General features: G+C 73.7%; 20 protein-coding genes. 10 read left to right on the top strand and 10 right to left on the bottom strand.

What is annotated here, in order from left to right; translation table 11 throughout:
* Positions 1 to 173: 173 nt before the first annotated feature.
* The 4 genes from AB0J10_RS31010 to AB0J10_RS30995 all read right to left on the bottom strand — a co-directional run bounded on the left by AB0J10_RS31010 (position 174) and on the right by AB0J10_RS30995 (position 3,703).
* Positions 174 to 548: an RNA polymerase-binding protein RbpA gene (locus tag AB0J10_RS31010; protein WP_003959706.1), complete on the bottom strand. Its 375-nt coding sequence runs from the start codon at positions 546 to 548 to the stop codon at positions 174 to 176.
* Positions 549 to 816: 268 nt separating this feature from the next.
* Positions 817 to 2,184, bottom strand: a complete 1,368-nt coding sequence (locus AB0J10_RS31005; RefSeq protein ID WP_363066304.1) for an MFS transporter — start codon at positions 2,182 to 2,184, stop codon at positions 817 to 819.
* Positions 2,185 to 2,228: 44 nt separating this feature from the next.
* Entirely contained in the window at positions 2,229 to 3,002 is a 774-nt protein-coding gene (locus AB0J10_RS31000) for a glycerophosphodiester phosphodiesterase (protein ID WP_363066302.1), read from the bottom strand.
* Positions 2,999 to 3,703 (bottom strand): hypothetical protein, encoded by a 705-nt coding sequence (locus AB0J10_RS30995; RefSeq protein WP_363066300.1) that lies wholly within the window; start codon positions 3,701 to 3,703, stop codon positions 2,999 to 3,001. The genes AB0J10_RS31000 and AB0J10_RS30995 overlap by 4 nt, the downstream gene beginning before the upstream one ends.
* 64 nt (positions 3,704 to 3,767) lie before the next feature.
* On the opposite strand from AB0J10_RS30995, the gene AB0J10_RS30990 reads away from it, so the two are divergent.
* Complete coding sequence (locus AB0J10_RS30990; RefSeq protein WP_363066298.1) at positions 3,768 to 5,267, top strand: PLP-dependent aminotransferase family protein; 1,500 nt, start codon at positions 3,768 to 3,770, stop codon at positions 5,265 to 5,267.
* Between the two features lie 230 nt (positions 5,268 to 5,497).
* Here the strand turns inward: AB0J10_RS30990 and AB0J10_RS30985 are convergent, their stop codons facing one another.
* Positions 5,498 to 7,204 (bottom strand): hypothetical protein, encoded by a 1,707-nt coding sequence (locus tag AB0J10_RS30985; protein WP_363066296.1) that lies wholly within the window; start codon positions 7,202 to 7,204, stop codon positions 5,498 to 5,500.
* A gap of 47 nt (positions 7,205 to 7,251) precedes the next feature.
* Positions 7,252 to 7,446, bottom strand: a complete 195-nt coding sequence (locus AB0J10_RS30980; protein ID WP_363066294.1) for a hypothetical protein — start codon at positions 7,444 to 7,446, stop codon at positions 7,252 to 7,254.
* A 356-nt stretch (positions 7,447 to 7,802) separates the two neighbouring features.
* On the opposite strand from AB0J10_RS30980, the gene AB0J10_RS30975 reads away from it, so the two are divergent.
* The 6 genes from AB0J10_RS30975 (at position 7,803) to AB0J10_RS30950 (ending at position 17,487) form a co-directional block, all read left to right on the top strand.
* Positions 7,803 to 8,195, top strand: a complete 393-nt coding sequence (locus tag AB0J10_RS30975) for an ankyrin repeat domain-containing protein (protein WP_363066292.1) — start codon at positions 7,803 to 7,805, stop codon at positions 8,193 to 8,195.
* A 219-nt stretch (positions 8,196 to 8,414) separates the two neighbouring features.
* The gene (locus AB0J10_RS30970) at positions 8,415 to 9,833 is read left to right on the top strand and encodes a HEAT repeat domain-containing protein (RefSeq protein ID WP_363066290.1); all 1,419 of its coding nucleotides are present in this window, start codon (positions 8,415 to 8,417) and stop codon (positions 9,831 to 9,833) included.
* A gap of 376 nt (positions 9,834 to 10,209) precedes the next feature.
* A complete protein-coding gene (locus AB0J10_RS30965; RefSeq protein WP_363066288.1) occupies positions 10,210 to 11,325 on the top strand; it encodes a glycosyltransferase family 1 protein in 1,116 nt (371 codons plus the stop codon).
* On the top strand, positions 11,322 to 12,575 hold the full coding sequence (locus tag AB0J10_RS30960) for a glycosyltransferase (protein WP_363066286.1): 1,254 nt from the start codon (positions 11,322 to 11,324) through the stop codon (positions 12,573 to 12,575). The genes AB0J10_RS30965 and AB0J10_RS30960 overlap by 4 nt, the downstream gene beginning before the upstream one ends.
* A gap of 443 nt (positions 12,576 to 13,018) precedes the next feature.
* The gene (locus AB0J10_RS30955; RefSeq protein ID WP_363066314.1) at positions 13,019 to 13,888 is read left to right on the top strand and encodes an SGNH/GDSL hydrolase family protein; all 870 of its coding nucleotides are present in this window, start codon (positions 13,019 to 13,021) and stop codon (positions 13,886 to 13,888) included.
* Positions 13,885 to 17,487, top strand: a complete 3,603-nt coding sequence (locus tag AB0J10_RS30950; protein WP_363066284.1) for a hydantoinase B/oxoprolinase family protein — start codon at positions 13,885 to 13,887, stop codon at positions 17,485 to 17,487. The genes AB0J10_RS30955 and AB0J10_RS30950 overlap by 4 nt, the downstream gene beginning before the upstream one ends.
* Before the next feature lie 234 nt (positions 17,488 to 17,721).
* Here the strand turns inward: AB0J10_RS30950 and AB0J10_RS30945 are convergent, their stop codons facing one another.
* The 4 genes from AB0J10_RS30945 to AB0J10_RS30930 are packed head-to-tail and all read right to left on the bottom strand — an operon-like array spanning position 17,722 to position 21,261.
* Positions 17,722 to 18,585, bottom strand: a complete 864-nt coding sequence (locus AB0J10_RS30945) for a biotin-dependent carboxyltransferase family protein (protein WP_363066282.1) — start codon at positions 18,583 to 18,585, stop codon at positions 17,722 to 17,724.
* Positions 18,582 to 19,208, bottom strand: coding sequence for an allophanate hydrolase subunit 1 (locus AB0J10_RS30940; protein ID WP_363066280.1), 627 nt, complete (start codon positions 19,206 to 19,208; stop codon positions 18,582 to 18,584). Before AB0J10_RS30940 ends, AB0J10_RS30945 begins: the two co-directional genes overlap by 4 nt.
* Positions 19,205 to 19,969 carry a 5-oxoprolinase subunit PxpA gene (locus AB0J10_RS30935; protein ID WP_363066278.1) on the bottom strand — a complete coding sequence of 255 codons (765 nt, stop codon included), beginning with the start codon at positions 19,967 to 19,969 and terminating at the stop codon, positions 19,205 to 19,207. The genes AB0J10_RS30940 and AB0J10_RS30935 overlap by 4 nt, the downstream gene beginning before the upstream one ends.
* 14 nt (positions 19,970 to 19,983) lie before the next feature.
* Entirely contained in the window at positions 19,984 to 21,261 is a 1,278-nt protein-coding gene (locus AB0J10_RS30930; RefSeq protein ID WP_363066276.1) for an MFS transporter, read from the bottom strand.
* A gap of 221 nt (positions 21,262 to 21,482) precedes the next feature.
* Between AB0J10_RS30930 and AB0J10_RS30925 the strand changes: the two genes are divergently transcribed.
* The 3 genes from AB0J10_RS30925 to AB0J10_RS30915 all read left to right on the top strand — a co-directional run bounded on the left by AB0J10_RS30925 (position 21,483) and on the right by AB0J10_RS30915 (position 24,869).
* Entirely contained in the window at positions 21,483 to 22,190 is a 708-nt protein-coding gene (locus tag AB0J10_RS30925) for a GntR family transcriptional regulator (RefSeq protein ID WP_363066312.1), read from the top strand.
* A gap of 77 nt (positions 22,191 to 22,267) precedes the next feature.
* A complete protein-coding gene (locus AB0J10_RS30920) occupies positions 22,268 to 23,794 on the top strand; it encodes a hypothetical protein (protein ID WP_363066274.1) in 1,527 nt (508 codons plus the stop codon).
* 211 nt (positions 23,795 to 24,005) lie between these two features.
* On the top strand, positions 24,006 to 24,869 hold the full coding sequence (locus AB0J10_RS30915) for a hypothetical protein (protein WP_363066310.1): 864 nt from the start codon (positions 24,006 to 24,008) through the stop codon (positions 24,867 to 24,869).
* Positions 24,870 to 24,897 lie beyond the last annotated feature (28 nt).

The following is a 24,897-nucleotide window of genomic DNA, read 5'->3' as shown; positions in this document are numbered from 1 at the left end:
AAAAATACGGGAGTTCCCGTCGTGGCGCAGTGGTTAACGAATCCGACTAGGAACCATGAGGTTGCGGGTTCGGTCCCTGCCCTTGCTCAGTGGGTTAACGATCCGGCGTTGCCGTGAGCTGTGGTGTAGGTTGCAGACGCGGCTCGGATCCCGCGTTGCCGGACGGTGCGCCCCTACGCGGACTTCCGGCTGTCACGCGGGTGCACCGCGATGTTCATGGCCCCGGAGCGGAGGACGGCCAGCCGCTCGGCCAGCACCTCCTCGAGCTCCTCCCGCGTGCGCCGCTCCATGAGCATGTCCCAGTGCGTACGCGCGGGCTTCCCCTTCTTCTCCTCGGGGCCGTCCCCGTCCACCAGGAGTGCCTGGGCGCCGCACGCCTTGCACTCCCACTCCGGCGGAATCTCCGCCTCGACCGAGAACGGCATCTCGAAACGATGTCCGTTCTGGCATGCGTACTCCACCGCCTGGCGCGGGGCCAGATCGATGCCGCGGTCGGTCTCGTAGCTGGTCACCACGAGGCGCGTGCCGCGAAGAGCTCGCTCACTCATGAATCGTGCCTCCCGGGCTTGTCGCCCACAGGACAGGTGTCGCTGTCGTCGTCATCCGGTCAACGTCCGGTCGGCGGTAAAGATTCCCGTTGCCGGTCATGCGTCGTCGCCCGTCGTGCCGCTGCTTTTCCAGGGTTTGGGTACCCACCAGTGCCCGGTTTGTCACATCTGGCAGAAAGTGTCACCCAGCGTTTGGAGCTTTTCAGCGCGCAGTAACGGTCCGCCTGGCAGGCCAAAGGCGTACACTACCGGCCCTTCGCTTCAACGTCTAAATCCGCTCCGGTACCGGGTTCCCCGCCGCGGCCACCGCACGCCTCACCGGGACGCGCGCCAGGAGCACGAATCCCAGTGCGAAGAAGATCACCAGTGAGATGATGGCAGTCCGGTAGCTTCCCGTCAGCTGGAACGCCAGACCGAACACCAGCGGTCCCAGCCAGCTCAGCCCCCGGTCGCTCATCTCGTACGCGGAGAAGTACTCCGCCTCCTTGCCGCGCGGGACGAGATGGGAGAACAGCGAGCGGGACAGCGCCTGGCTCCCGCCGAGCACCAGGCCGATCGCGGCGGCCAGCGCGTAGAACCACACCGGCGTCCGCGCGGGCAGGAAGTATCCGGCTGCGAGGATCAGCGTCCACACGGCGAGCGAGCCCAGGATCGTGCGCTTGGCTCCGTGGAGGCGGGCCAGCCGGCCCATGCCCAGTGCGCCGGCCACCGCCAGCACCTGCACCAGCAGCACCGCCGTGATCAAAGTGGTCTGGTCGAGGCCCAGTTCCTCGGAGCCGTACACCGATGCCTGGGAGATCACCGTCTGCACCCCGTCGTTGTAGACGAGGTACGCGAGCAGGAAGGACAGCGTCAGCGGATGGCGGCGCATGTCCTTCAGGGTTGCGACCAGCTGGCGCCAGCCCGCCCCGACCGCGCCCTGAGTGAGGATCGGCGTCCCGTCCGCGGCGGTCCGACGGTCCCGCAGCCGCCGCAGCGGCACGAGCGCGAAGGCGCCCCACCACACCCCTGCCGAGGCCAGGCAGATGCGGACCGCCTCCGACTCGGAGAGCCCGAACGACTCGTGGCCGGTGTAGAGGACGAGGTTCAGTACCAGGACCAGCGCCCCCGAGGTGTAGCCGAAGGCCCAGCCGCGCGAGGAGACCGTGTCCCGCTCCTCCGGCCCGGCGATCTGGGGCAGGTACGCGTTGTAGAGGACCATCGAGACCGACAGCGAGGCGTTGGCGACGATCAGCAGGAACGCGCCGAGGAGATAGCGGTCCCCGTCGAGGAGGAACATGGCCGTCGTCGCCGTCGCCCCCAGGTACGCGGCGACCGCCAGGAGCGGCTTCTTGCGGCCGGTGCGGTCGGCGACGGCGCCCGCCAACGGCATCACCAGCACCGCCAGCACCACGGATACGGACACCGCGTAAGGGAACACGGAACCGGCGCGGACCGGGATGCCGAGCGGATGGACGAAGCCGTCGGAGTCCGCCGCCGCCTTCGCCACGGCGGTGAGGTACGGGCCGAGGAAGACCGTCAGGACGCTCGTCGAGTAGACGGAGCAGGCGAAGTCGTAGAAGTACCAGCCGCGCTGTTCGCGGCGGCGATCGGCGTCGTCGGCGCCGGTGGTCCGGTCCGCGGTGTCAGCGGTCACGGCCCGCCCCCCTCACTCGTCCCCGTGGGAAGACGCCGCGACGCTCAGACCCAGACCCCCCGGTCGGTCATCACCGTACGCAGCATCTCCAGATGATCGGTCATGATGCCATCCACTCCCAGGTCCAGGAGAGCGGCCGTACGGTCCGGATCGTTCACCGTCCACACGTGCACCTGGAGCCCGCGGGCGTGGGCCTCGCGGACGAAGCGCCGGTCCACCACACGCATCCCGCCCTGCGACTCCGGCACCTGTGCGCACACCGCGCCGGGGCGCACCACCGCCGGGATCCCGAGCGAGCGCAGCCGCAGGCCGAGCACCCCGCGCACGCCGTACGAGGTCGCCAGCCCCGGGCCGGCGAGCCGCGCCGCCCGCGACACCCGGCTCTCCGAGAACGAGCCCACGCAGACCCGGTCCCAGGCGTTGGTCCGCCGCACGAGGTCGACCAGCGGCTCCAGAGCGCCCTCGGCCTTGATGTCCACGTTCCATCGGGACTCCGGGAACTCCTCCAGCAGGTCCTCGAAGAGGGGGAGGGGCTCCTTCCCGGCCACCCGTGCCCGTTCCACCTCGGCCCAGGGCAGCCGGTCGATCCGGCCCCGGGCGTCGGTCACCCGGTCCAGCGTCGGGTCGTGGAACGCGACGAGCCTGCCGTCCGCGGTGGTGTGCACGTCCGTCTCGAAGTAGCGGTAGCCGAGCGCGGCCGCGCGCCGGAACGCCGCCGCCGTGTTCTCCAGGCCGTCGGCCGTGCCGCCGCGGTGGGCGAACGGTATGGGGGCGGGGTGGTCGAGGTACGGATGCCGGGGGCGCGCTGCGGAAGTCACGAACGCAGTATCGCTCGTTCGGGTGACGATCCGGCGACGACGGTGCTTCCTCCACCGCTGGACGGGATGGCGAACACGCGCAGGAACAACTGCGCCAGCGGGCCGATGGACAGGGCGTAGAGGACGGTGCCCGCGCCCACCGTGCCGCCGAGGAGGAACCCGGTGGCGACGACCGCGACCTCGATCGCCGTCCGGACCAGCCGGATCGACCGCCCCGTGAGCCGGTGCAGCCCGGTCATCAGCCCGTCGCGCGGACCCGGGCCGAAACGGGCGGAGATGTAGAGGCCGGTGGCCGCGCCGTTGAGGACGATCCCGGCGGCCATCACCGGGATCTGCACGGCCAGGCCGGTGGTGTCCGGTACGACGGCGAGGGTGCCGTCCATGGCGATGCCGATGACGAAGACGTTGGAGACGGTTCCGAGTCCGGGCCTCTGGCGGATCGGTATCCACAGCAGCAGGACGACGGCGCCGACGATGATCGAGACGATGCCGATGGTGAGACCCGTCCGCTCGGCCAGACCCTGGTGGAGCACCCCCCAGGGTTCGAGGCCGAGACCCCCGCGGACCAGGAGCGCGGAACTCGCCCCGTAGAGCGCCAGGCCGAAGTAGAGCTGCAGCAGTCTGCGGGGCAGATGCCTGCCCCGCAGACCGGACGTGATGGACAAGGTTCTGCCCCCGGTGGTGGAAGTGGACTGATGCATGACACTCTGTGGCCAGGACGTTGAGGTCAACCATGGCCAATCCGAGGAAGGTGGACTGACTGCGATGGCTCAGTGGACTTCGGCCGTGGGGGCGCCCGCGCTGGCCCGGCAACTGCAGGCACAGCAGCCGCGCCCGGCGGGCCCCGGCACTCGCAGACCGCCCGCGTACCGCGCCCTCGCGGACGGTATCCGGCTGCTCGTGCTGGAGGGCCGGGTCCCCGTCGCCGCTCGGCTGCCCGCCGAGCGTGAACTCGCACTGGCCCTGGCCGTCAGCCGTACCACCGTGGCGGCGGCTTACGAGGCCCTGCGGAACGAGGGCTTCCTGGAGTCCCGCAGAGGGGCCGGCAGTTGGACGGCCGTGCCCGCAGGCAATCCGCTGCCGGCGCGGGGGCTCGAACCGCTGCCCCCGGAGTCCCTCGGGTCGATGATCGACCTCGGCTGCGCGGCGCTGCCCGCCCCCGAACCCTGGCTGACCCGGAGCATCCAGGGAGCGCTGGAGGAACTGCCGCCGTACGCGCACACCCACGGCGACTACCCGGCCGGCCTGCCCGCGTTGCGCCGGACGCTCGCCGACCGGTACACCGAGCGCGGCATCCCCACCATGCCCGAACAGATCATGGTGACCACCGGCGCCATGGGCGCCATCGACGCGATCTGCCACCTCTTCGCGGGACGGGGCGAGCGCATCGCCGTCGAGTCGCCGTCGTACGCCAACATCCTCCAGCTGATGCGCGAGGCCGGAGCCCGGCTGGTGCCGGTCGCCATGGCCGAGGGGCTCAGGGGCTGGGACCTGCCTCGCTGGCGGCAGGTCCTGCGCGACGCCGCACCCCGGCTCGCCTACGTCGTCGCCGACTTCCACAACCCCACCGGGGCGCTCGCGGACGAGGACCAGCGGCGCGGGCTCGTCGACGCCGCCCGGTCCGCCGGGACGGTGCTGGTCGTCGACGAGACGATGGCCGAACTCCGCCTCGACGACGAGACCGGGATGCCCCGGCCCGTCTGCGCCTTCGACCCGGCGGGCTCGACCGTCCTGACGGTCGGCTCGGCGAGCAAGGCGTTCTGGGCGGGCATGCGGATCGGCTGGGTACGGGCCGCTCCGGACGTGATCCGCTCCCTCGTCGCCGCGCGAGCCTACGCCGACCTGGGCACCCCGGTCCTGGAGCAGCTCGGCGTCAACTGGCTGATGGGCACCGGCGGCTGGGACGAGGCAGTGGCCCTGCGCCGGGAGCAGGCCCGCCGGAACCGGGACGACATGGTGACGGCGCTGCACCGGGAGCTGCCGGACTGGGAGTTCGAGGTTCCGCACGGCGGGCTGACGCTGTGGGCCCGCGCGGGCGGTCTGTCCGGATCCCGTCTGGCGGAGGTCGGCGAACGGGTGGGCGTGCGCGTCCCCTCCGGGCCGCGGTTCGGTGTGGACGGTGCGTTCGAGGGGTACGTCCGGCTGCCGTTCACCGTCGGCGGACCCGTCGCCGAGGAGGCCGCGGCCCGGCTGGCGGCGGCGGCCCGGCTGGTGAGGACGGGCGTGACCACGGGCACGGAGGCTCCGAGGACGTTCGTGGCATAAGGGGTGCCCGCGGCGTCCGGCCCTCGCGCCGTCCGGCCTCCGCGGTGCGGACCGGCGGGTCCGACGGCCGGTGGACCCGCCGTGGCGGCCTGACGGGCGACGGCCCGGTGGGAGGGCTCTCCGGTGCCGTCGGGTCGGCCGGGTGCGAGGGGTGCGCCCGGCCGCGACGAGAGCCGACACGCCGGGGTGGGGCGGGCGGCCGGACGGTGTGAGCCGGTCCGGCGCCGTGTTCAGCCCTCCGCGGGCACCGGCGTCGAGGAGGCCCTTACGGGTGCGCTCGCCGCCGGTTCCGGCGCGGGCCCGGTGCGCCGATCCCCTGCCGCACCGGCCGGAGGCTCCTCGTGCGGCCCGGTCGGCGTCTCGCCGGGAGCCGCCGGATCGGCCTCCCGCTCCGTGCCCCGCCCGTCCCCGGGCACGTCCGTCGCCCCGGTGGTCCGCCTCTCCGGGAGCAGACGCAGCACGGCCTGCCGGTGTGCCTCGCTCGCCGCCTCGTCGTACGGGTCGGGCGTCGCGGGCACCTGGAGCCTGAGCACCGCTCCGGTCCCCAGCCGGGCATAGCCCCGGCCGGGCGGCACGTCGGAGGTGGGGGTCGTGTGCGGGGGAGCGCCGAGCACGGCCTTCACCTGCTCCGGCGTGGCCGGGCCGAGCACGAGCCGGGCGCGTGTGTGCGTGCGCACCGTCTCGCTCAGGAACTCGAGGCCGTCGAACTGTTCGGCGACCACCACGGTCACGTGCGCGGCCCGGCCGTGCCTGAGCGGGACCTGCAGGAGCTGCTGGGGGTCGGGTCTGCCGTCCGCGGCCGCCAGATGACTGAAGACACTGGGCCTGTCCACCAGGATGCACAGTGGGCGCCGGGTGTCCTCGGGCGCGGGGTGACCGGCCTGCCGTGCCCGATTGGCTGCGATGAGCCGGCGCTCCGTCTCGTGCGCCGCCCATTCCAGACCGGCCAGTGCCCCGGTCAGTCCGCACTCGACGGCGAGCACTCCGGCGCGGCCCGTCAGACAGGCGTACTCGCCGGTGCCACTGCCCTCCACGACGAGGACGTCCCCGTGCGGCAGCGCCTGCAGGGCGAGGGAGCGCAGCAGGGAGGTGGTGCCGCTGCCCGGGTGTCCGACGGCCAGCAGGTGCGGCTCCGTCGAGCGCGGGCCGGTGCGCCACACCACGGGGGGCGCGTCCCTCGTCGCGTCGCCGTCGAGGACGGGCACGGTCCGCTGGACGGAGTCCGGGTCGGTGAAGCCGAGGACCAGTTCGCCGGGAGCGGTCACGAAGCGCTGGGCGGCGATGGAGGTCGGAAGCGGGGGCAGGACGCTCATCAGCAGCTGGTTGGCCTCCTCGTCCCAGACGAACAGGTACTCGCGGCCGCGACCCGACTTGGCGTGGAGCAACTGCTCGATCCGGGCACGGGCCTCGGCCTCGCCGTCGGGGAAGTACGCCGGGTACCGCACGCGCAGCCGGGTCAGCCGGCCGTCCCCGTCGAACTCGTGGTCGCTGAGGGCCTTCGCCCACTCCCCGCCGTGCGCGAAGAGCGGACTCGGATCCTCCGGGACGGAGAAGTACGGCACGAGCGCGTCGTGGAGCGCCTGGAGCCGCGCGACCTGCGACTCGTCGGGGCCGGTGCGCACCGGCGTGCGCTCCCGCCCCTTCCAGGCCGCCACTCCCATCAGGCCGATCAGCCCCAGCAGCGGCCCGTACGGAAGGAGGGCGACGGCCAGGACGCAGACCGCCGCCAGGAACAGCGCGGGGCCACGCCGGTCCTTGGGCGTGTCGGCCCACTTGCGCAGTCCGGCGGCGGCCAGCAGCCGTAGCCCGCGACTGATCGTGATGAGCGGATGGAGGACGTCGGTGGCGTTGTCGGCGGCCGTCCGCGCAAGCTCACGGCTGCGAGCGATCCGGTCGTTGGCGCTGATCGGAATGCGGGGGAGTGCTCGCCGGGCCACGTGGTTCTCCTGCTCCTCATGAGTGTGGGAGGGGTGGTGCGGGGAGGTCAGAACTTGATCCCGCCCAGGAGGCCGGCAAGGCTCGCGCCTCCCGCGGTGATGCTCGGGGCGATGGCCGTGCCCGCGAGGTAGAAGCCGAAGAGCGCGGAGACCAGCGCGTGCGACGCCTTCAGCCCGTCCTTCTTGAAGAACAGGAAGACGATGATGCCCAGCAGCACGACGCCTGAGATGGACAGAATCATGAGCGGTTCTCCTGGTTGAGGGGACAGTCACCATGAGTCCTTCCATCCTCACAGAAGGTATCTATACGATAAAAGGTGCATTCGGGTGAATGCTGGCAATTTTCACCGGATCGGCGGATGGCGGATCGTTGCCGAACGGGTGTTGATCTTCGCGATGCCACTTCGCGTGATCCTCGCCAGGGGCCGCGGGATCGTCCTGACGGGTACGGGGAGTGATCCCCCCGAGGGTGGCGCAGTACCCTGTCGGTTCGCTCGTGCGGCGCCGCCGCGCCCTACGAAGCGGCAGGTCAAACCCCTGTCGGGGGTCCGGGACGCACCGGGCGCCCGTGTCGGCGCAGTGAAAGGCGGTCCTTCGGATGAGTGAAGCCCCGGATCCCGAGGTGGTCGAGCTGGCCTCCAGGATCTTCGACCTGGCACGCCGGGGGGACGCCGAGGCGCTCGCCGCCTACGTGGACGCGGGCGTCCCGGCGAACCTCGCGAACGACAAGGGCGACTCGCTCGTCATGCTCGCCGCCTACCACGGCCACGCCGGCTCGGTGACCGCCCTCCTGGCACGCGGTGCCGACGCGGACCGCGCCAACGACCGCGGCCAGACACCTCTCGCCGGTGCCGTCTTCAAGGGCGAGGACGAGGTGATCCGGGCTCTGCTGGACGGTGGGGCCGACCCGGAGGCGGGAACTCCGTCCGCGGTGGATACCGCGCGGATGTTTGGGAAGACAGACCTCCTGGAGCTGTTCGGCGCCCGGTGAACGGGAGTTGAACGCCAGGCGGAACAGCCGCCCTAAATGTGGTCGCGGCGACGAAATGGCTGGGTCATCATGACGTCGGGCCCGCAAGGGGACACCGACGAGAGGCAGAGGAAGATGGTTTGCACCAAGCGGAAGACGACGGGCAGCCGATCATGTTGCCGCGTGGCCTAGGCGAACACACCCCCGGTCGCGTCGACAGCTTGATGTGAGGCACTTTCCATGTTCGAACCAGTCATAGCGCCGAGCGGCACCTTGCTCGGCATGCTGCAGAGGGGCCGCGGCGACGGCACGCTGCACGCGCTCGCCGCGCCACGCGCCGAAGCCCTCGCGGCCCTCAACCACTGCGTGCTCCACGACCCCCGCCACGACTGGCAGATGGAGAACCGCTCCCTCTACTACGCCCGCCTCTTCCTGGACCTGGGCGGGGGCCTCGACGAGATCGAGGCCCATCTCTTCGCCGCCGAGGACCACCTCGACACCGACGACACCCGGACCGGGCTCGCGCTCTCCGTGCTGGGCCACCTCGCCTCGTACGGACGCGACGACGCGCTCGTGCTGCTGCGCAGGTACGCGGCGACCGGCGCCAACTGGGCCTGGGCCCTCGACGAGCTCGCCCTGCGCGACGACGACTCCGGGCTCCGCTCACTCGCGGGAGCCGTGCTCGGCCGCTTCCCGGCCACCCCGGAGGGCGACGCCGAACTGGCCGCCGCCGTGCGCGACGCCTTCGAGCCGAGGCCCTGGCGGCTCTGGGCCGAGGACCGCCGGAAGGCGGTCGGCGCCCGGGTGCGCGCCGCCCGGGAGCACGGGTCCTTCGACCGCTGGCAGCGTCAGATGCGGCCCACGGGGCCACGCCCCGGCTGGAGTGTCGAGTCGGTGCTCGACTGGGCCCAGCAGAGCCTGGAGCGCGGCGGCGCTCTGCACGTGCCCGCGGCGCGCTGTCTCGGCGCCGTCGCAGGACCCGACGACCGGCCGCTGATCGCCGAGGCCGCGCGCGGCGGGCCCGACGGCGCACGCTGTGCCGCCCTGCACTACCTGGCGGAGGTGCGAGATCCCGCCGTCCTCGATCTCATCGAGGCCGCGGCCGCCGACCCTTCCCGTACCGTCGCCGACGCCGCCGTCGCCGCGTTCGAGCGGATGTGCGGCGAAGCCGCCGTCGACCGGGCGCGTGGCTGGATCCACCGTCCCGACGCGCTCGGCGCCTCCGCCGCAGGCGTGCTCGCCTGTCGTGGCGACGCCCGGGACAGCGAGCTCGTCCTCGGCGCACTCCGCGAGACCGTCCGCGCCGACGGACCCGACGCCCCCCTGTTGTGGGCCCTCGTCGACGGCGCCGGCCGGCTGGGCATCGCCTGCGCCGCACCCGTGCTGCGCCACGTCTACCGCGAGACCGCGTCCTCCCGGTTGCGCGGCCGCACGGCCCGCGCCCTGGCCGCCACCGACCCCTCCTTCGCGACCGGCTTCGCCGTCGAATGCCTCTGGGACTGCGAGGAGACCACGAGAGAGGTCGCCGCACTGCACGCCGAGACCGGTGACGCCCGCGTCGCCGAGCGTCTCCGTCGGCTCGCCGCCGACCCGGCGGAGGAGGCCGAGGTGCAGACGGCCGTCCGCAGCCGTATCGCGCCGGAGGCCCCTCCGCGCTGACCTGACGTGCCGCGGTGCCCGCTGACCGGCGCACCGCGGCGCGTGGAGCGGAGCGAATCGATCCGGTCCGGGCCGCCACCGTGCGGCGCGATGACGGGCAGCGGGCGAGCCCGGCGAGGGCGGGGCCGGCCCGGGCGGCGGGCTCCCCGGCTCCCGGCTCGTCGGCGGCGACGCTCGGCGACGCACGCCTCCCGCCGCCGCCCAGGAGGCCGGCGGCCGAAACCGCAACGGCGCCGTGGCCGAAACGGGCACCCCGGGGCAACGCGGGGCAGGTCCGGTGGGTACACGCGGGGCGGGGCCAAACGCTCATGGGACGTTCGACGCGCGGAAAGATCCACGTTGGCCGCGCCACCCCCGGCGGGACGAGAACACGAGTATGCGTGTCGTCATCGTCACCGAGTCCTTTCCACCCGACGTCAACGGTGTGGCGCACTGCGCCCTGCAGACCGCCCGGCATCTCGCCGCACGCGGCCACGACCCCCTCGTCATCGCCCCGACCGTGGCCGGACCCGACACCACCGCCCCCTGCCCCGTCGTGCGCGTGCCGTCCCTGCCCCTGCCCGGCTACCCCCAGGTCCGGGTCGCGCTGCCCAGCCGGCGGCTGGCCGCGGCGCTCACCGAGCACCGGGCCGATGTCGTCCACCTCGCCAGCCCGTTCGTGCTCGGCGTGCGCGGCATGGGCGTCGCCGCGAGGCTCGGGCTCCCCGCCGTCGCCGTCTACCAGACCGACCTCGCCGGGTACGCCCGTACGTACATGGGCGCGGGGGAGAACACGGCCTGGCGGCGCATCCGCACCGTCCACACGGCCGCGGACCGGACCCTGGCACCGTCCAGTGCCGCCGTCCGGGACCTGGAGGAGCGCGGTGTGCCACGGGTGCGGCTGTGGCCGCGCGGGGTGGACACCGTACGCTTCCGGCCCGAGCTGAGGGACGAGTCGTTGCGGCGGGAACTCGCCCCGGGCGGCGAGACGATCGTCGGCTACGTCGGCCGCCTCGCGCCCGAGAAACGCGTCGAGCTGCTCTCCGGGGTCTGCGCGCTGCCGGGTGTGAAGGTCGTCGTCGTGGGCGACGGGCCCAGCGGCGCCACGCTGCAGAGCTCGCTGCCGGGGGCCGTGTTCCTCGGCCGTCGCACGGGCGACGACCTGGCGAGGGTCTTCGCCTCGCTCGACGTGTTCGCCCACACCGGCCCGTACGAGACGTTCTGCCAGACGGTGCAGGAGGCCATGGCCAGTGGCCTGCCGGTGGTCGCGCCCGCGGCCGGCGGCCCGCTCGACCTCGTCGACCACGGCCGGACCGGCCTCCTCGTACCGCCGCACGACGCGGGTGAGCTGCGGGACGCGGTGGCGGCCCTCGTGGCCGACCCGGAGCGGAGACAGGCGTACGGCCGCGCCGCCCGGGCCACCGTCGAGGGCCGGACCTGGGCCGCCGTCGGCGACCAGCTCCTCGGCCACTACGCCGAGGTGCTCCGCGAGCGCACGGCGGTGGCGGCATGAGCGCGGCGGGCGTCACGAGCGGAGCCGGCCGCGCGGTCCGAACCCACGGCGCACACCTCGCGGGGAGCGCCCGCCGTGCGGGGGGCGCGGACGGCACGCGCGGGCTGCGGATCGTAAGGCTCGCCAACTTCGTCACACCCTCCTCCGGCGGCCTGCGCACCGCGCTGCGCGAGCTGGGGCGCGGCTATCTGGCGGCCGGCCACGAGCCGGTGCTGGTGGTTCCCGGCGACACCGGGAGCGACGAACGCACGGCGCAGGGGCGGGTCATCACCGTGCCCGGGCCCGAGCTGCCGGGCACCGGCGGGTACCGGGTCCTCGCCGGCCGCACCCGGCTGCGCACGCTGCTGGAGGAGCTGGCCCCCGACCGGCTGGAGGTCTCCGACCGGACCACGCTGCGCTGGACGGGGGAGTGGGCACGGCGCCGTCGTGTTCCCTCGGTCATGGTGTCCCACGAGACCGCCGACGGCGTGCTGCGCGCCTGGGGCGTCCCCGGAGCGTTCGCCGAGGGCGCCGCCGACCGGCTGAACAGGCGCAGTGCCTGGTCGTACTCGCGGATCGTCTGCACCACGGAGTGGGCCGAGCGCGAGTTCGTCCGGATCGGCGCGCGGAACGTGGTGCGCGCGCCCCTCGGCGTCGAACTCGACCGCTGCCGGCCGGGACGCCGCAGCCGGGTGCTGCGCGCCCGCTTCACGGAGGGCTCCGACGTCCTGCTGCTGCTCTGCTCCCGGCTCTCCGTGGAGAAGCGTCCCGGCATGGCCCTGGACGCACTCGCCGGGCTGCGCGGGAGCGGGGTGCGGGCGGTCCTCGTGGTCGCCGGGGACGGCCCGCTGCGCGCCGGACTGGCCCGGCGGGCGCGCGAGGAGCGGCTGCCGGTGCACTTCCTCGGCCATGTCGCCGACCGCGAGGCGCTGGCCGACCTCCAGGCCGCGGCGGACATCTGCCTGGCGCCGGGTCCCGCAGAGACGTTCGGGCTGTCCGCGCTGGAGGCGCTCGCCTGCGGCACACCGGTCGTCGCCAGCGCTTCCTCGGCCCTGCCCGAGGTCGTCGGCGACGCGGGAATCGCCGCGCACGACAGACCGGAGGCCTTCGCCGGAGCGGTCAGGGAACTCCTCGCCCGGGCCGAGGGCCCGCGCCGCGCCGCCGCCCGCGCCAGGGCCGAACTCTTCGGCTGGGACCGCGCGGTCGCCGCCTTCCTCACCGCCCACGACGCCCCCACCGGGGTCGCGGGCCGCCCTGGGACGGCGGCATGACCACCGAGCTGGTCCCGCCCCTCGGCGTTGCGGCGGCGGACGCCCCGGTCGGCACGGACGTGCCCGCCCGGGGCCACCGGCACTCGCCGGCCGCGCCCGGTGCGCGGGAGGCCGCTGCGGGAGCGGTAACCGTGCCTGGCGCGGGGGAGAAGCCCCTCGGCCCGGTGGCCGCCGGTTCCGCGGGCGTCACCGTTGCCGAGGAGCCGGTGGAGGTTCCTCCCGGCTCCGGTGACCGAGCCGCCGCGGTGCCGGCGTCACGCGTGGCGGGCGGCACGGTCCGTCGCGGATGCGCCGGCGGCGAACCGTCCGCTACGCCCGCCCCCGCCCCCGGTCCGCGTAACGGTGCCCACGCGGGCGAGCTGCCCCGGGTACTCGTCCCGGCCCCCGGGGCGGGGTCCGCGGCCGTGGGCGTCGTGCCCGGTTCGGCGTTCGCGCCCGCGGCCGTGGCCGCCGCGCGCGTCCCGCGCTTCGCCGCCCTCGGCGATTCGCTGACCGAAGGCGTCGGCGACCGCGTCGACGGGGCGTGGCGCGGCTGGGCCGCGCTGCTGGCCCAGGGGCTAGGCACGAGCGGTGAGCCCGCGGAGTTCCGCAACTTCGCGGTCAGCGGCGCGCTCGCCCGCGATGTGCAGGAGACGCAGGCCCCCGCCGCCCTTGCCTACGCGCCCGACCTCACCTCCGTCATCGTCGGCGTGAACGACACCCTCCGGCACACCTTCGACATCCGCGACCTCGCCGTACGCCTCGACGAGATCTGCTCCGCCCTCAGCGGGAACGGCAGCCGGCTGCTGACGGCCTGCCTACCCGACCCGGGTGCGATGCTCGCGCTGCCCGCCCCCCTCGCCCGCCCGCTCGCGCGCCGTCAGCGCGCCGTGAACGCGGTCGTCCACGCGCTGTCCGAGCGGTACGGCGCCGTCCATCTCCATCTGGCCGACCGGTCCTGGGTCGAGGACCGGTCGATGTGGAGCGCCGACCGGCTCCACCCTGGCGAACGGGGCCACCGGGTGATCGCCCGCCGGTTCCACGAACTGCTCACCGCGGGAGGACTCGCCCTCGGCGCCGCGCCGGGCGGCGAACCCGAACAGCCCGCGCCCAGCCGCACGGCCAAGGCCGTGTGGCTCGCCACGGCCGGTACCGCGTGGGTGGCGCGCCGGTGCACCGACCTGCTGCCCCAACTGCTCGGCCTCGCGGGCGCCGAGCTGGGGCACTGGGCCCGCGGCACCAGCGCCCGACTGGACCACGTCGCCGAAAACGCCCTCACCGCCGCCCTCGCCTCGCTGTCCCCGGTCCCGCCGCTTGCCAGAATGGGGGAATGAGCGGGCGCTGGGAGTTCTGGATCGACCGTGGCGGGACGTTCACCGACGTCGTCGGCAGACGGCCCGACGGGCGTCTCGTCACCCGCAAACTGCTGTCCCACGACCCGGAGCACTACGCCGACGCGGCCGTCGCCGGCATCAGGCTCCTCCTCGGCCTCGGACCGGACGATCCCGTGCCCGCGGACCGCGTCGAGGTCGTGAAGATGGGCACGACCGTGGCCACCAACGCGCTGCTGGAGCGCCGCGGCGAACCCACCGTGCTCCTGGTCACGGAGGGTTTCCGGGACGCGCTGCGCATCGCGTACCAGAACCGCCCCCGGCTCTTCGACCGCCGCATCGTCCTGCCCGAGGCGGTGTACGACCGCGTCATCGAGGTCCCCGAGCGGATCGCCGCCGACGGCGAGGTCGTGCGGCCGCTGGACCTCGCCCCGGTGCGGGAGCGGTTGGGGCAGGCCCGCCGGGACGGCTTCGCGAGCGCGGCGGTCGTCTTCATGCACGGCTACCGCCACCCGGGCCACGAGTCGGCCGTCGCCGCCGCGGCGCGTGAGCTCGGCTTCACCCAGGTGAGCTGCTCCCACGAGGTCAGCCCGCTCATCAAGCTCGTACCCCGCGGCGACACGACCGTCGTGGACGCGTACCTCTCGCCGATCCTGCGCCGCTACGTCGAGGAGGTCGCCAAGGAACTCCGCGCCATCCGCCTGATGTTCATGCAGTCCAACGGCGGGCTGCGGGAAGCCGCCCACTTCCGGGGCAAGGACGCCGTGCTGTCCGGTCCCGCCGGTGGGGTCGTCGGCATGGCCCGCACCTCCGAACAGGCGGGCCACAGCCGGGTCATCGGCTTCGACATGGGCGGTACGTCGACCGATGTGTCCCACTACGCGGGCGAGTTCGAACGGGAGCTGGGTACCCAGGTCGCCGGTGTGCGGATGCGCGCGCCGATGATGAACATCCACACCGTCGCCGCCGGCGGCGGCTCGATCCTCCACTTCGACGGCCGGCGCTACCGGGTCGGCCCCGACTCGGCGGGCGCGGCACCGGGCCCCGCCTGTTACCGGCGCGGCGGTCCGCTCACCGTCACCGATGCCAACGTGATGCTCGGGAGGATCCAGCCGGGGCACTTCCCCGCCGTCTTCGGACCGGGCGGCGACCAGCCGCTCGACGCCGGTGCCGTACGGGAGGGGTTCGAGCGGCTGGCCGAGGAGGTACGGGAGGCCACGGGCATCGAACGCAGTCCGGAGGAGGTCGCGGCGGGTTTCCTCGAGATCGCGGTCCTCAACATGGCCAACGCCGTCAAGAAGATCTCCGTCCAGCGCGGCCACGACGTGACCCGCTACGCCCTGACCTGCTTCGGCGGCGCCGGCGGCCAGCACGCCTGCGGGGTCGCCGACGCACTCGGCATCGACACGGTCATCGTTCCCCCGCTCGCCGGAGTGCTCTCCGCGTACGGCATCGGCCTGGCAGACGCCACCGCGATGCGCGAGCAGTCCGTGGAGGCGGAACTCGGGGAGGACACCCTGGCCCGGGTGCGGGAGCTCTGCGAGGAGCTGGCCGGGCGCACCCGGGCGGAACTGCGGGAGGACGCCGTCCCCGACGAGGCGATCGGGACCCGCGCCCGCGTGCTCCTCCGCTACGCCGGCACGGATGCCGGGATGCCCGTGCCCCTCGGCACGGAGAGCGAGATGCGCGGGGCGTTCACCGCGGCGCACCGCGCACGGTACGCCTTCACCATGGACAAGCCGCTGGTCGTGGAGGCCGTTTCGGTCGAGGCGGTGGGTACGGCCGGGCCCCATGGGGAGGTCGTCGTCGAGGAGGCCACCGGCGGCACGGGCCCGCGGGTGCGGGACACCGTGCGGATGTTCCTGGACGGCCGCTCCGCCGACGCGCCGCTCCTCCGACGCGTGGACCTCTCACCGGGCGACACGGTCGAAGGGCCCGCGATCGTCGCCGAGGCCGACGCCACCACCGTGGTGGACCCCGGCTGGCGGGCGGCGGTCGGCGAGGGAGGACATCTGCTGCTCACCCGGGTACGGCCGCGGCCCGGCCGTACCGCCGTCGGCACGGACGTCGACCCGGTGCTGCTGGAGGTCTTCAACAACCTCTTCATGGCGATCGCCGAACAGATGGGCCTGCGGCTGGAGAACACCGCCCACTCGGTCAACATCAAGGAACGGCTCGACTTCTCCTGCGCCCTCTTCGACGCCGCCGGCAACCTCATCGCCAACGCGCCCCACATCCCGGTGCACCTGGGCTCGATGGGCGAGTCCATCAAGGAGGTGCTGCGGCGCAACGCGGGAGAGCTGCGGCCCGGTGACGTGTACGCCATCAACGATCCGTACCACGGCGGCACCCACCTCCCCGATGTGACGGTCGTGACGCCGGTCTTCGACGAGGCCGGCCGTGAGCTCCGCTTCCTCGTGGCCTCGCGGGGGCACCACGCGGAGATCGGCGGGATCACGCCGGGCTCGATGCCGGCGTTCAGCCGCACGATCGACGAGGAGGGGGTGCTCTTCGACAACTGGCTGCTCGTACGGGACGGGCGGCTGCGCGAGGCGGAGACCCGGGCCCTGCTCACCGGTGCCCGCCATCCGTCCCGCGACCCCGACACCAACCTCGCCGACCTGCGGGCCCAGATCGCCGCCAACGAGAAGGGCATCAGCGAACTGGAGCGAATGGTCGGGGAGTTCGGCCTCGATGTCGTCCAGGCGTACATGGGGCACGTGCGCGACAACGCCGAGGAGTTCGTGCGCCGGATCGTCGCGGGGCTCGGCGACGGTTCATGCCGCTACGAGACCGACAACGGCGCGGTCATCGAGGTCACGCTGACGGTGGACCGGGAGGCCCGCCGCGCCGTCCTGGACTTCACCGGCACCTCCGGTCAGCAGCCGGGCAACTTCAACGCCCCCAGGTCGGTGGTGATGGCGGCCGTGCTGTACGTCTTCCGCACGCTCGTCGCCGACGACATCCCGCTGAACAGCGGCTGTCTGGAGCCGCTGGACGTACGAGTGCCGGACGGTTCGATGCTCTCGCCCGCCTACCCGGCGGCGACGGTCGCGGGCAACGTCGAGACCTCGCAGGCGGTCACGGGCGCCCTGTACGCGGCGCTCGGGGTCCAGGCGGAGGGCTCGGGCACGATGAACAACGTCACCTTCGGCAACGACCGCGTCCAGTACTACGAGACCGTGGCCAGCGGTTCCGGCGCCGGCGACGGCTTCCCCGGCGCCGACGCCGTGCAGACCCACATGACCAACTCCCGGCTCACCGACCCCGAGGTGCTGGAATGGCGCTACCCGGTACGGGTGGACGCCTTCTCGGTGCGGGACGGCAGCGGGGGAGCGGGCCGCTGGCCCGGCGGCTGCGGTGCCGTCCGCCGTATCCGCTTCCTGGAGCCGATGACCGTCACCCTGCTGACCGGCCATCGGCGGGTGAGGCCGTACGGCATGGCCGGCGGCGAGCCCGGGGCAGCGGGATCGAACGCCGTCGAGCGCTCGGACGGGACGACCGAGGAACTGCGCGGCGTGGACTCGGTGGAGGTCGGCCCCGGCGACGTCCTCGTCGTGAGGACCCCGGGCGGCGGTGGCTACGGGCGTCCGGCCGGCTGAATCGGGCCTCGGGACCGGTCGGTCCGGGGCCCTCACCGGAAGCGACCAGGAGTCGCCCGAGGGCCGGGCGACCGGCCGGTGCGCGTCGCCCGGGCAGCAGAGGCCGAGGGGACCGTCACGGCCGCGGATCCGTGGGGCGGAACGCCCTTGGCACGCCGGATATCGGGCCGGAGCGGGCTCGTGCCGCCCGGTCCCCGGGGGGCTTCCGCGGCCGGAAGCGGCGTCCGGCCCGGCTCACCCGGCGGGTACGAATCGCACGGGTGTGCCCGGGGCCGCCTGGGCCGCCGCCGCGAGGTCGTGCTCGCGGACGACGGCCACCACCGGGTAGCCGCCCGTGGTGGGGTGGTCGGCGAGGAAGACCACGGGCCGGCCGTCCGGCGGTACCTGCACCGCGCCGAGCACCATGCCCTCGCTGGGCAGCTCGTCGTGGACGGCCCGCTCCAGCGCCGGCCCCTCCGTCCTCAGGCCGATGCGGTTGCTCGCAGCCGACACCCGGTAGCCGCCCGTCGCCAGCGTCCGGCGTGCTCCTTGCGCGAACCAGTCCTCCCGAGGGCCGAACCGCACCCGCAGCACCAGCTCGGACGGCGGACCGGGCCAGGGCGACCCGTCCACGCGCGCGGCCGGGCCGGCCGGCCGGCCCAGCGGAAGGACCGCTCCGTCGGAGAGCGGTGCCGGACCCAGACCGGAGAGCAGGTCCGTCGAGCGGCTGCCCAGAACCGGCTCCGTCGCGATGCCCCCGGCGAACCCCACGTAGCTCCGCACGCCCCGGACCGCGGCGCCCACCTCCAGCAACGCCCCTGCCGCCACGCGCACCGGCGCTCCCCAGGCCACGGGCCGCCCCCCGACCCGCACCGCGCACGGCGCGCCGCCGACAGCCACGGTCACCTCACTCCGCGGCCGCACCGCGCAGCCGGTGAGGGTGGTCTCGAGCACCGCCGCGTGCCCGGGGTTGCCCACCAGACGGTTGACCAGGCGCAGCGCAGACGGGTCCAGCGCTCCGGAACGGGGTACGCCGAGATGCGCGTACCCCGGGCGGCCGAGGTCCTGAACGGTCGTCAGCGCCCCGGCCCGCACCACGCCCAGGGCCAGATCGGTCACGGGCCGGCCTCCGTCCCCGTCACGAACCGCACCCGGGAGCCGGGGGAGAGCAGGGCCGCCGGCTCCCTCGCTGAGTCCCACAGGACCGCGTCCGTCGTCCCTATCAGCTGCCAGCCGCCGGGCGAGGCACGGGGGTACACGCCCGTGTACGTCCCCGCCAGGGCGACGGCCCCCGCGGGCACCGCCGTCCGCGGCGTGGCGCGCCGTGGCACCGTGTACTCCTCGCCGAGTCCGGTGAGATAGGCGAAGCCCGGTGCGAAGCCGCAGAAGGCGACGCGGAACTCGGCAGCCGAATGGATGGCGCCGACATCCGTCACGGACACGCCCCACAGGGCGGCGACCTCCGCGAGGTCCGGGCCGTCGTAGCGGACCGGTATCTCCGTCACCGAACGGCTGCCGGCGGCGAGCGGCGGAACGGCCCACCGGGGAAGTTCGCCGGCCAGCCGCTCCGGCTCGTCGACGCCGTCGAGGAGGACCGTCCGTGCCGCCGGGACGATCTCCCGTACCGGGGGCATCGTGCCCGCGGCGCGGCGGCGCAGCAGCTCGGCGTGGAGCGCCCCGGCCTCCTCGCCGCTGCCGAGCTCCACCAGCAGTGCCCGCTCGCCGACGGGCAGCAGCCTCATACGAACGCCTCCACCCGGACGCCCGACTCCTCCAGCCGTCCCCGCACCCGGCGGGCCAGGGCCACCGCGCCCTCGGTGTCGCCGTGGAGGCAGAGCGAGCGGGCGCGGACGCCGACGGACCGGCCGCAGTGCGAGGTGACGATCCCGAACCGGGCCATCGACACGGAGCGTTCGACGACCGCGTCCGCGTCGGTGAGGACGGCGCCCGCCCGTCCCCGCGGCACGAGGGTGCCGTCCACCGTGTAGGCGCGGTCCGCGAACGCCTCGGTGACCACCGGAAGTCCGGCCTTCTCGGCGATCGTGTGGAGGACCGAGCCGGGCAGCCCCAGCAGCGGCAGCCGCTCGCCGGTCAGCATCACTCCCGCGACCACGGCCTCGGCCTGCTGTTCGTCGTGGACGACGCGGTTGTACAGCGCCCCGTGCGGTTTGACGTACGAGACGCGTGCGCCGGCGGCACGGGCGAAGACCTCCAGCGCGCCGATCTGGTACGCCACTTCGGCGGCCAGCTCGTCCGCGGGGACGTCCATGGGCCGCCGGCCGAAGCCGGCCAGATCGCGGTACGAGACCTGGGCGCCGATCCGCACCCCGCGCTCGGCCGCCAGCGCGCACACCCGGCGCATGGTGGCCGCGTCCCCGGCGTGGAAGCCGCAGGCCACATTGGCGCTGGTGACGACGGAGAGCAGTTCCTCGTCGTCGGTGAGCCGCCAGCGGCCGAAGCCCTCGCCGAGGTCGGCGTTGAGGTCGATCGAGGCCCAGGTCATGGGCAAGGTTCCTTTCACGCGAGCTCTCGGCCGCGGGTCTCCGGCAGTCCCAGCAGTGCGACGACGGCCAGTCCGTAACCCACGGCGCCGAAGACCAGGGCGCCGCCGACGCCCCAGCTGCCGGCCAGGAAACCGACAAGTGTGGGGAAGAACGCCCCCACGGCACGGCCGGTGTTGTACGTGAAGCCCTGGCCGGTGCCGCGCACGGCCGTCGGGTAGAGCTCCGCCAGGAACGATCCGAAGCCGCTGAAGATGGCCGACATGCAGAACCCGAGCGGGAACCCGAGCACCAGCAGCAGCCCGTCGGCGCCGGAGGGGATGTTCGTGTACGCCAGGATGCAGCCGGCGGACAGCGCGGCGAACAGCGCGATGTTCTTCTTGCGGCCGAGGACGTCGGTGAGGTATCCGCCCGTCAGATAGCCGATGAACGCCCCGGATATCAGGAAGGCCAGATAGCCGCCGGTACCGACGACCGTGAGGCCCCGCTCCGACTTGAGGTACGTCGGAACCCAGGTCGCCAGTGTGTAGTAGCCGCCCTGGACCCCGGTGGACAGCAGCACCGCGAAGACCGTCGTCCGGGTCAGGTCCTTGCGGAATATCGCGGTGAACGACCCGCGGTCGCGGCTCGTCCTGCGGCGCTCGGCTGCCTCGGGCGCGTCCGTCACGTTCCGGCGGACGTACACGACGAGGAGGGCCGGCAGGGCGCCCGTCCAGAACATGACGCGCCATGCCGTGTCGGTGTCGAGGAACTGGAAGACCAGCGTGTAGACGATCACGGCGAGGGCCCAGCCGGCGGCCCACGCGCTCTGGATCGCGCCGAGCGTGCGGCCGCGGTGCTTCGCCGTGGCGTACTCGGCCACCAGGATCGCTCCGACGGCCCACTCGCCGCCGAAACCGAGGCCCTGGAGCGCCCGGAACACCAGCAGGGTCTCGTAGTTGGGCGCGAATCCGCACAGCACGGTGAACAGGGCGTAGGTGATCACCGTGATCATCAGGGCCCGGACCCGGCCTATGCGGTCGGCGAGGATGCCGGCGAGCGCTCCGCCTATCGCGGAGACGACCAGGGTGACGGTGGTCAGCAGCCCGGTCTGGCCGCTGTCCAGGCTGAAGTAGGCGGCGATGGCCACCATGCTGAGCGGCAGCGTGAAGAAGTCGTAGGAGTCCAGCGCATAGCCGCCGAACGCGCCGCCGAAGGCCCGGCGGCCCCGCGGCCCGAGTGCGCGCAGCCAGGCGAACGCACCGGTTTCCTGGGGTAGTTCGCCTTGCTGGGGCTGGGTCTTGGTCGTGCTCATCGGCACCTCGCAGAGGGGGAGGGGGTGCGGCGAGTGGTGATGCTGCGTGACGTACTGGTCCTGCAGAGTGACGCTGGGCCACACCGTAGAGGATTGTTCAACGATCCGACAAGAGTCTCGTAGCCTCCTGTTCGGGTCGATCCTGCTTCTACGATGGGTTACGGACGCCGACGGGGCCGCCGGCGGTGACGGAGAGCGGAATAGAGGGCGCTGTGGGCACGATGGGGTCCGAGCTCGGTGAACTGGCCGGTGACCGCCGGCTCCTGGGGCGCACGAGCACGGCGGAGCGGGTGGCGGACATCCTGCGCACCCGGATCGCGGAGGGCTTCTTCCCGCCGGGGGCGAGGCTCTCGGAGGACGCCATCGGCGGTGCGCTCGGCGTCTCGCGCAACACCCTGCGAGAGGCGTTCCGGCTGCTGACGCACGAACGGCTGCTGGTCCACGAACTCAACCGCGGGGTGTTCGTCCGGGTCCTCGCGGTCGAGGACGTCGAGGACATTTACCGCACCCGGCGGCTGATCGAGTGCGCCGTCGTCCGCGGGCTCGGTGAACCGCCGTTCCCGCTCGACGGGTTGCGCCTCGCGGTGGTCGGCGGTGAGCGGGCGGCCCGGGAGGAGAACTGGCCGGGCGTGTCCACCGCGAACATCCACTTCCACCGCGAACTGGTCGCGCTCGCCCGCAGCGCCCGCACCGACGAACTGATGCGCGGCGTCCTCGCCGAACTCCGCCTCGTCTTCCACGTCGTGGACGACCCCCGCGGGCTCCATGAGCCGTATCTCGTGCGAAACCGGGAGATTCTGGAAGCGCTGGAGGCGGGCAGGCGGGACGACGCCGAGCGGCTTCTCGCCGACTATCTCGACGACTCCCGGGCCCGGCTCGTCGAGGTCTACGCAGGGCTCGTGGCGGACGGCGACGCGGCGGAGCGCTGAGCACCGGGGCGTCCGGCGCGCACGGGGTTTCTGCGCCGTTTCGACCGGTGTCGGTGCGAGGACCTAGTCTGTGCACCGTGACTTCGCCTGCCCCGACGGAATCCGTTCCGCCCCAGCTCAGCGCGGGGCCGCGCCCCGCGCAGGGCCCGGCCGCCGACGAAGGGCTCGCGCGGCGGCTCCGTGCGCTCGCGTGCACCGCCCCGCTGCACGATCTCGACACCCGCAAGGCGAACCTCGCGGGCGAGTACTCGGTCTACGCGATGGCGGAGGTCGCCCTCGCCGCCATCGATCTGGTCACGCTCAACATGGACTTCGACACCGGAGCCGACCACGAGCAGATAGTGGCCAGGCTCCTGCCGCGGATCGCGGCACAGGCCCCGCGGCGCCCCGCAGACGAGCACGAGCGAGTGGCGCGCTGGGTGCTGGAGAACCTGATCAACGTCGGCAGTGTCGACCGCGGCTTTCGCGCCGTTTACGGCACTTTCGGCTCGGACGGGGTGTACGTCCGGCGAGACTACGACTTCAAACTCATCGAGGAAGTACCCGGCTACGGCGGCGGTGTCTATCTGCGCACCACGGACGAGGCCGTGAACGTCCTCGTCGGCGCCCTCGACACGGACGTCACCAGCGCCCAGATCGCCGCGGAGGTGAAGCTGGAGGTGCTGATCAGCCGCGGCCGCCTCGCCGACGCCCAGCTGGCCGCGGAGCAGGCCCGCTACCGGACCGTGCAGTACGCCGAGACCCTGCGCAGGACGCTCGAGGCCACCCGGCGCAATGTGCGCGCCGTCGACTGGCTCAACGCCGTGCCCGACATGATCGCCGAAGCGCTCGACCACGTCGCCGACCGCTACCGCCACGAGAACGCGATCCTCACGAACATCCGCAAGGCGCGCGACGAGGCCGAGGACCCCGAGCACAAGCGCCGGGCCGCCGAGCTGGTCGACATCGTCAAGGACTGCATCCGCCGCCACACCCAGCTCCAGTCCCGGCTGCTGGAGGCCGGCCCGCTCTTCCGGGCCGAGCAGGACCGCCAGGCGTTCGCCGCACCGGCGGCGCGCTCCGGCGTCGACCTGTACGGCCATCTCGTCGCGCCACTGCTCCCCCTGCCCGTCGACCGGGCCATCCGCGTCACCGACGCCTACTTCGCACACGGCACGGGCCTGCGCACTCCCGCTTCCGTCCGGGTCACGGACCTCGTCGAACTGCTGCTCAGCCCGCCCGTCGAGCGCGAACACCTGGGCGCCGAACTGCCCGAGCCCGATCTGATCGCGACCCCGGACGACAGCCGCTTCAGCGACGAGCAGCTGGCGAGCGCCATGGAGCTGCTGGACCTGGAGCACGACGCCCCGCGCCGGCTCTCCGGTCTCCTCGCCGACGCCCGCCGCCGCGATCCGGACCTCCCCCATCTCGTCGCCCTCCTCGCCGTCCACGCGGCCAGCCCTCCGGTCGGCACGGCCTACCGCCAGGGCGAGGCACGGCTGCTGTTCGCCGTCGACGACGGCACCGAACTGGCCGACCCCGAGTTCGGCGGCGCGGACCTGATCGTGGGCACGGCCCTGCTGGACGCGGCCGGCATGGCCGCGGACCGCACGGAGGCCGCGTGACACCGCGTCCGGGGCCCCCTCTCCCCGCGTCCCCGTTCCCGCCCGTCCGGCGCGCACAGCGCACACCTGCCCGGGAGGCCCGCCCGGCCGGCGCCCCGGCGCCCCGCGCAGCCGTCCGGCGCCGTACCCGAGCGTCCCACCACCGCACAGAGGAGCCCCAGCCGTGAGCGACCAGCACGCAGAGCACGCCGGGCCCCGGCGGGAGCCGGACGTGCCGCTCGGGCCGCCGTCCGGGCCGATGTCCGCCTCCACCGGAGTGACCCCCGCCGACGCGGCCGACGCGGCGCGGCTCGTCTCCTTCGGACTGCAGCCCAAGCTGCTGCCCGCCCGCGACGCCGAGTACGCCGACCTGCTGCGGCGCTACCGCGAGGAGCCCCCCTTCGCCCGCCTCGCGGACGCCGTCGCCACCGGGCTCGGCCTGGTCGTCCTCGAGGTGTCGCCCCGCGCGGGGATGGCCGTGACCGCGGCCGAGGACTCGGTCTTCGCCGTCCGTATGGGCGACTACGCCCGACGGGCCTCCGCCGACTCGGCCGACCGGTTCCTCCACGGCCTCGCCCATCTCGCCGTCGCCGCGCTGGCGTTCCCCCGCCCCGAGGACCTCGCCGACGACGGGTACATCGGCCGGATCACCGTCAACGGCGTCGACGCGTTCGTACGGCAGGCCTGCCGCCGTCTGGAGGAGCGGGCCGAGGAGCAGGGGGAGAACACCGACCCGGCGTCCGCGGCGCCGGGACTCGAGGCCGCGTGGCGGATCTACGCGCGGCGCAGCGCCACCGGCGCCACCAAGGACGCCCGCCGCCTCGCCGGCTCCACCACCGGCATCATCGCCAAGGCGGTCGCCTTCCTCACCGACTCCGGTTTCCTGCAGCGCACCGGGGAGGACTCCGGCGGCGCGTACCGGACCACCGCCCGCTACCAGCTGCAGGTCCGCGACATGGCGGGCAGCGCCGCCATGGCCGAACTGCTGGAGCTCGGGGTCGTCCCCGTCACCGACGGCTCCGCCACGCTCGTGCCGGCGCCGGACACCGACGACCTGGAGCTGGCCGCCGACGCCGGCCTCCCCTTCCACCCCTGATCTCGCGGCGGGCCGCCCGCCGCCGTCC

The organism is Streptomyces sp. NPDC049887, assembly GCF_040656535.1.
Taxonomy (GTDB): Bacteria; Actinomycetota; Actinomycetes; order Streptomycetales; family Streptomycetaceae; genus Streptomyces.
The sequence above is the reverse complement of the archived record's forward strand: the minus strand, read 5'-3'. Positions and strand labels throughout refer to the sequence as shown.

Excerpts from the sequence above, each read along its gene's own strand:
- AB0J10_RS31010 (WP_003959706.1), bottom strand. The coding sequence starts at position 548 with ATGAGTGAGCGAGCTCTTCGCGGCACGCGCCTCGTGGTGACCAGCTAC.
- AB0J10_RS30995 (WP_363066300.1), bottom strand. The coding sequence starts at position 3,703 with ATGCATCAGTCCACTTCCACCACCGGGGGCAGAACCTTGTCCATCACG.
- AB0J10_RS30990 (WP_363066298.1), top strand. The coding sequence starts at position 3,768 with ATGGCTCAGTGGACTTCGGCCGTGGGGGCGCCCGCGCTGGCCCGGCAA.
- AB0J10_RS30980 (WP_363066294.1), bottom strand. The coding sequence starts at position 7,446 with ATGATTCTGTCCATCTCAGGCGTCGTGCTGCTGGGCATCATCGTCTTC.
- AB0J10_RS30975 (WP_363066292.1), top strand. The coding sequence starts at position 7,803 with ATGAGTGAAGCCCCGGATCCCGAGGTGGTCGAGCTGGCCTCCAGGATC.
- AB0J10_RS30970 (WP_363066290.1), top strand. The coding sequence starts at position 8,415 with ATGTTCGAACCAGTCATAGCGCCGAGCGGCACCTTGCTCGGCATGCTG.
- AB0J10_RS30965 (WP_363066288.1), top strand. The coding sequence starts at position 10,210 with ATGCGTGTCGTCATCGTCACCGAGTCCTTTCCACCCGACGTCAACGGT.
- AB0J10_RS30960 (WP_363066286.1), top strand. The coding sequence starts at position 11,322 with ATGAGCGCGGCGGGCGTCACGAGCGGAGCCGGCCGCGCGGTCCGAACC.
- AB0J10_RS30950 (WP_363066284.1), top strand. The coding sequence starts at position 13,885 with ATGAGCGGGCGCTGGGAGTTCTGGATCGACCGTGGCGGGACGTTCACC.
- AB0J10_RS30940 (WP_363066280.1), bottom strand. The coding sequence starts at position 19,208 with ATGAGGCTGCTGCCCGTCGGCGAGCGGGCACTGCTGGTGGAGCTCGGC.
- AB0J10_RS30935 (WP_363066278.1), bottom strand. The coding sequence starts at position 19,969 with ATGACCTGGGCCTCGATCGACCTCAACGCCGACCTCGGCGAGGGCTTC.
- AB0J10_RS30930 (WP_363066276.1), bottom strand. The coding sequence starts at position 21,261 with ATGAGCACGACCAAGACCCAGCCCCAGCAAGGCGAACTACCCCAGGAA.
- AB0J10_RS30925 (WP_363066312.1), top strand. The coding sequence starts at position 21,483 with ATGGGGTCCGAGCTCGGTGAACTGGCCGGTGACCGCCGGCTCCTGGGG.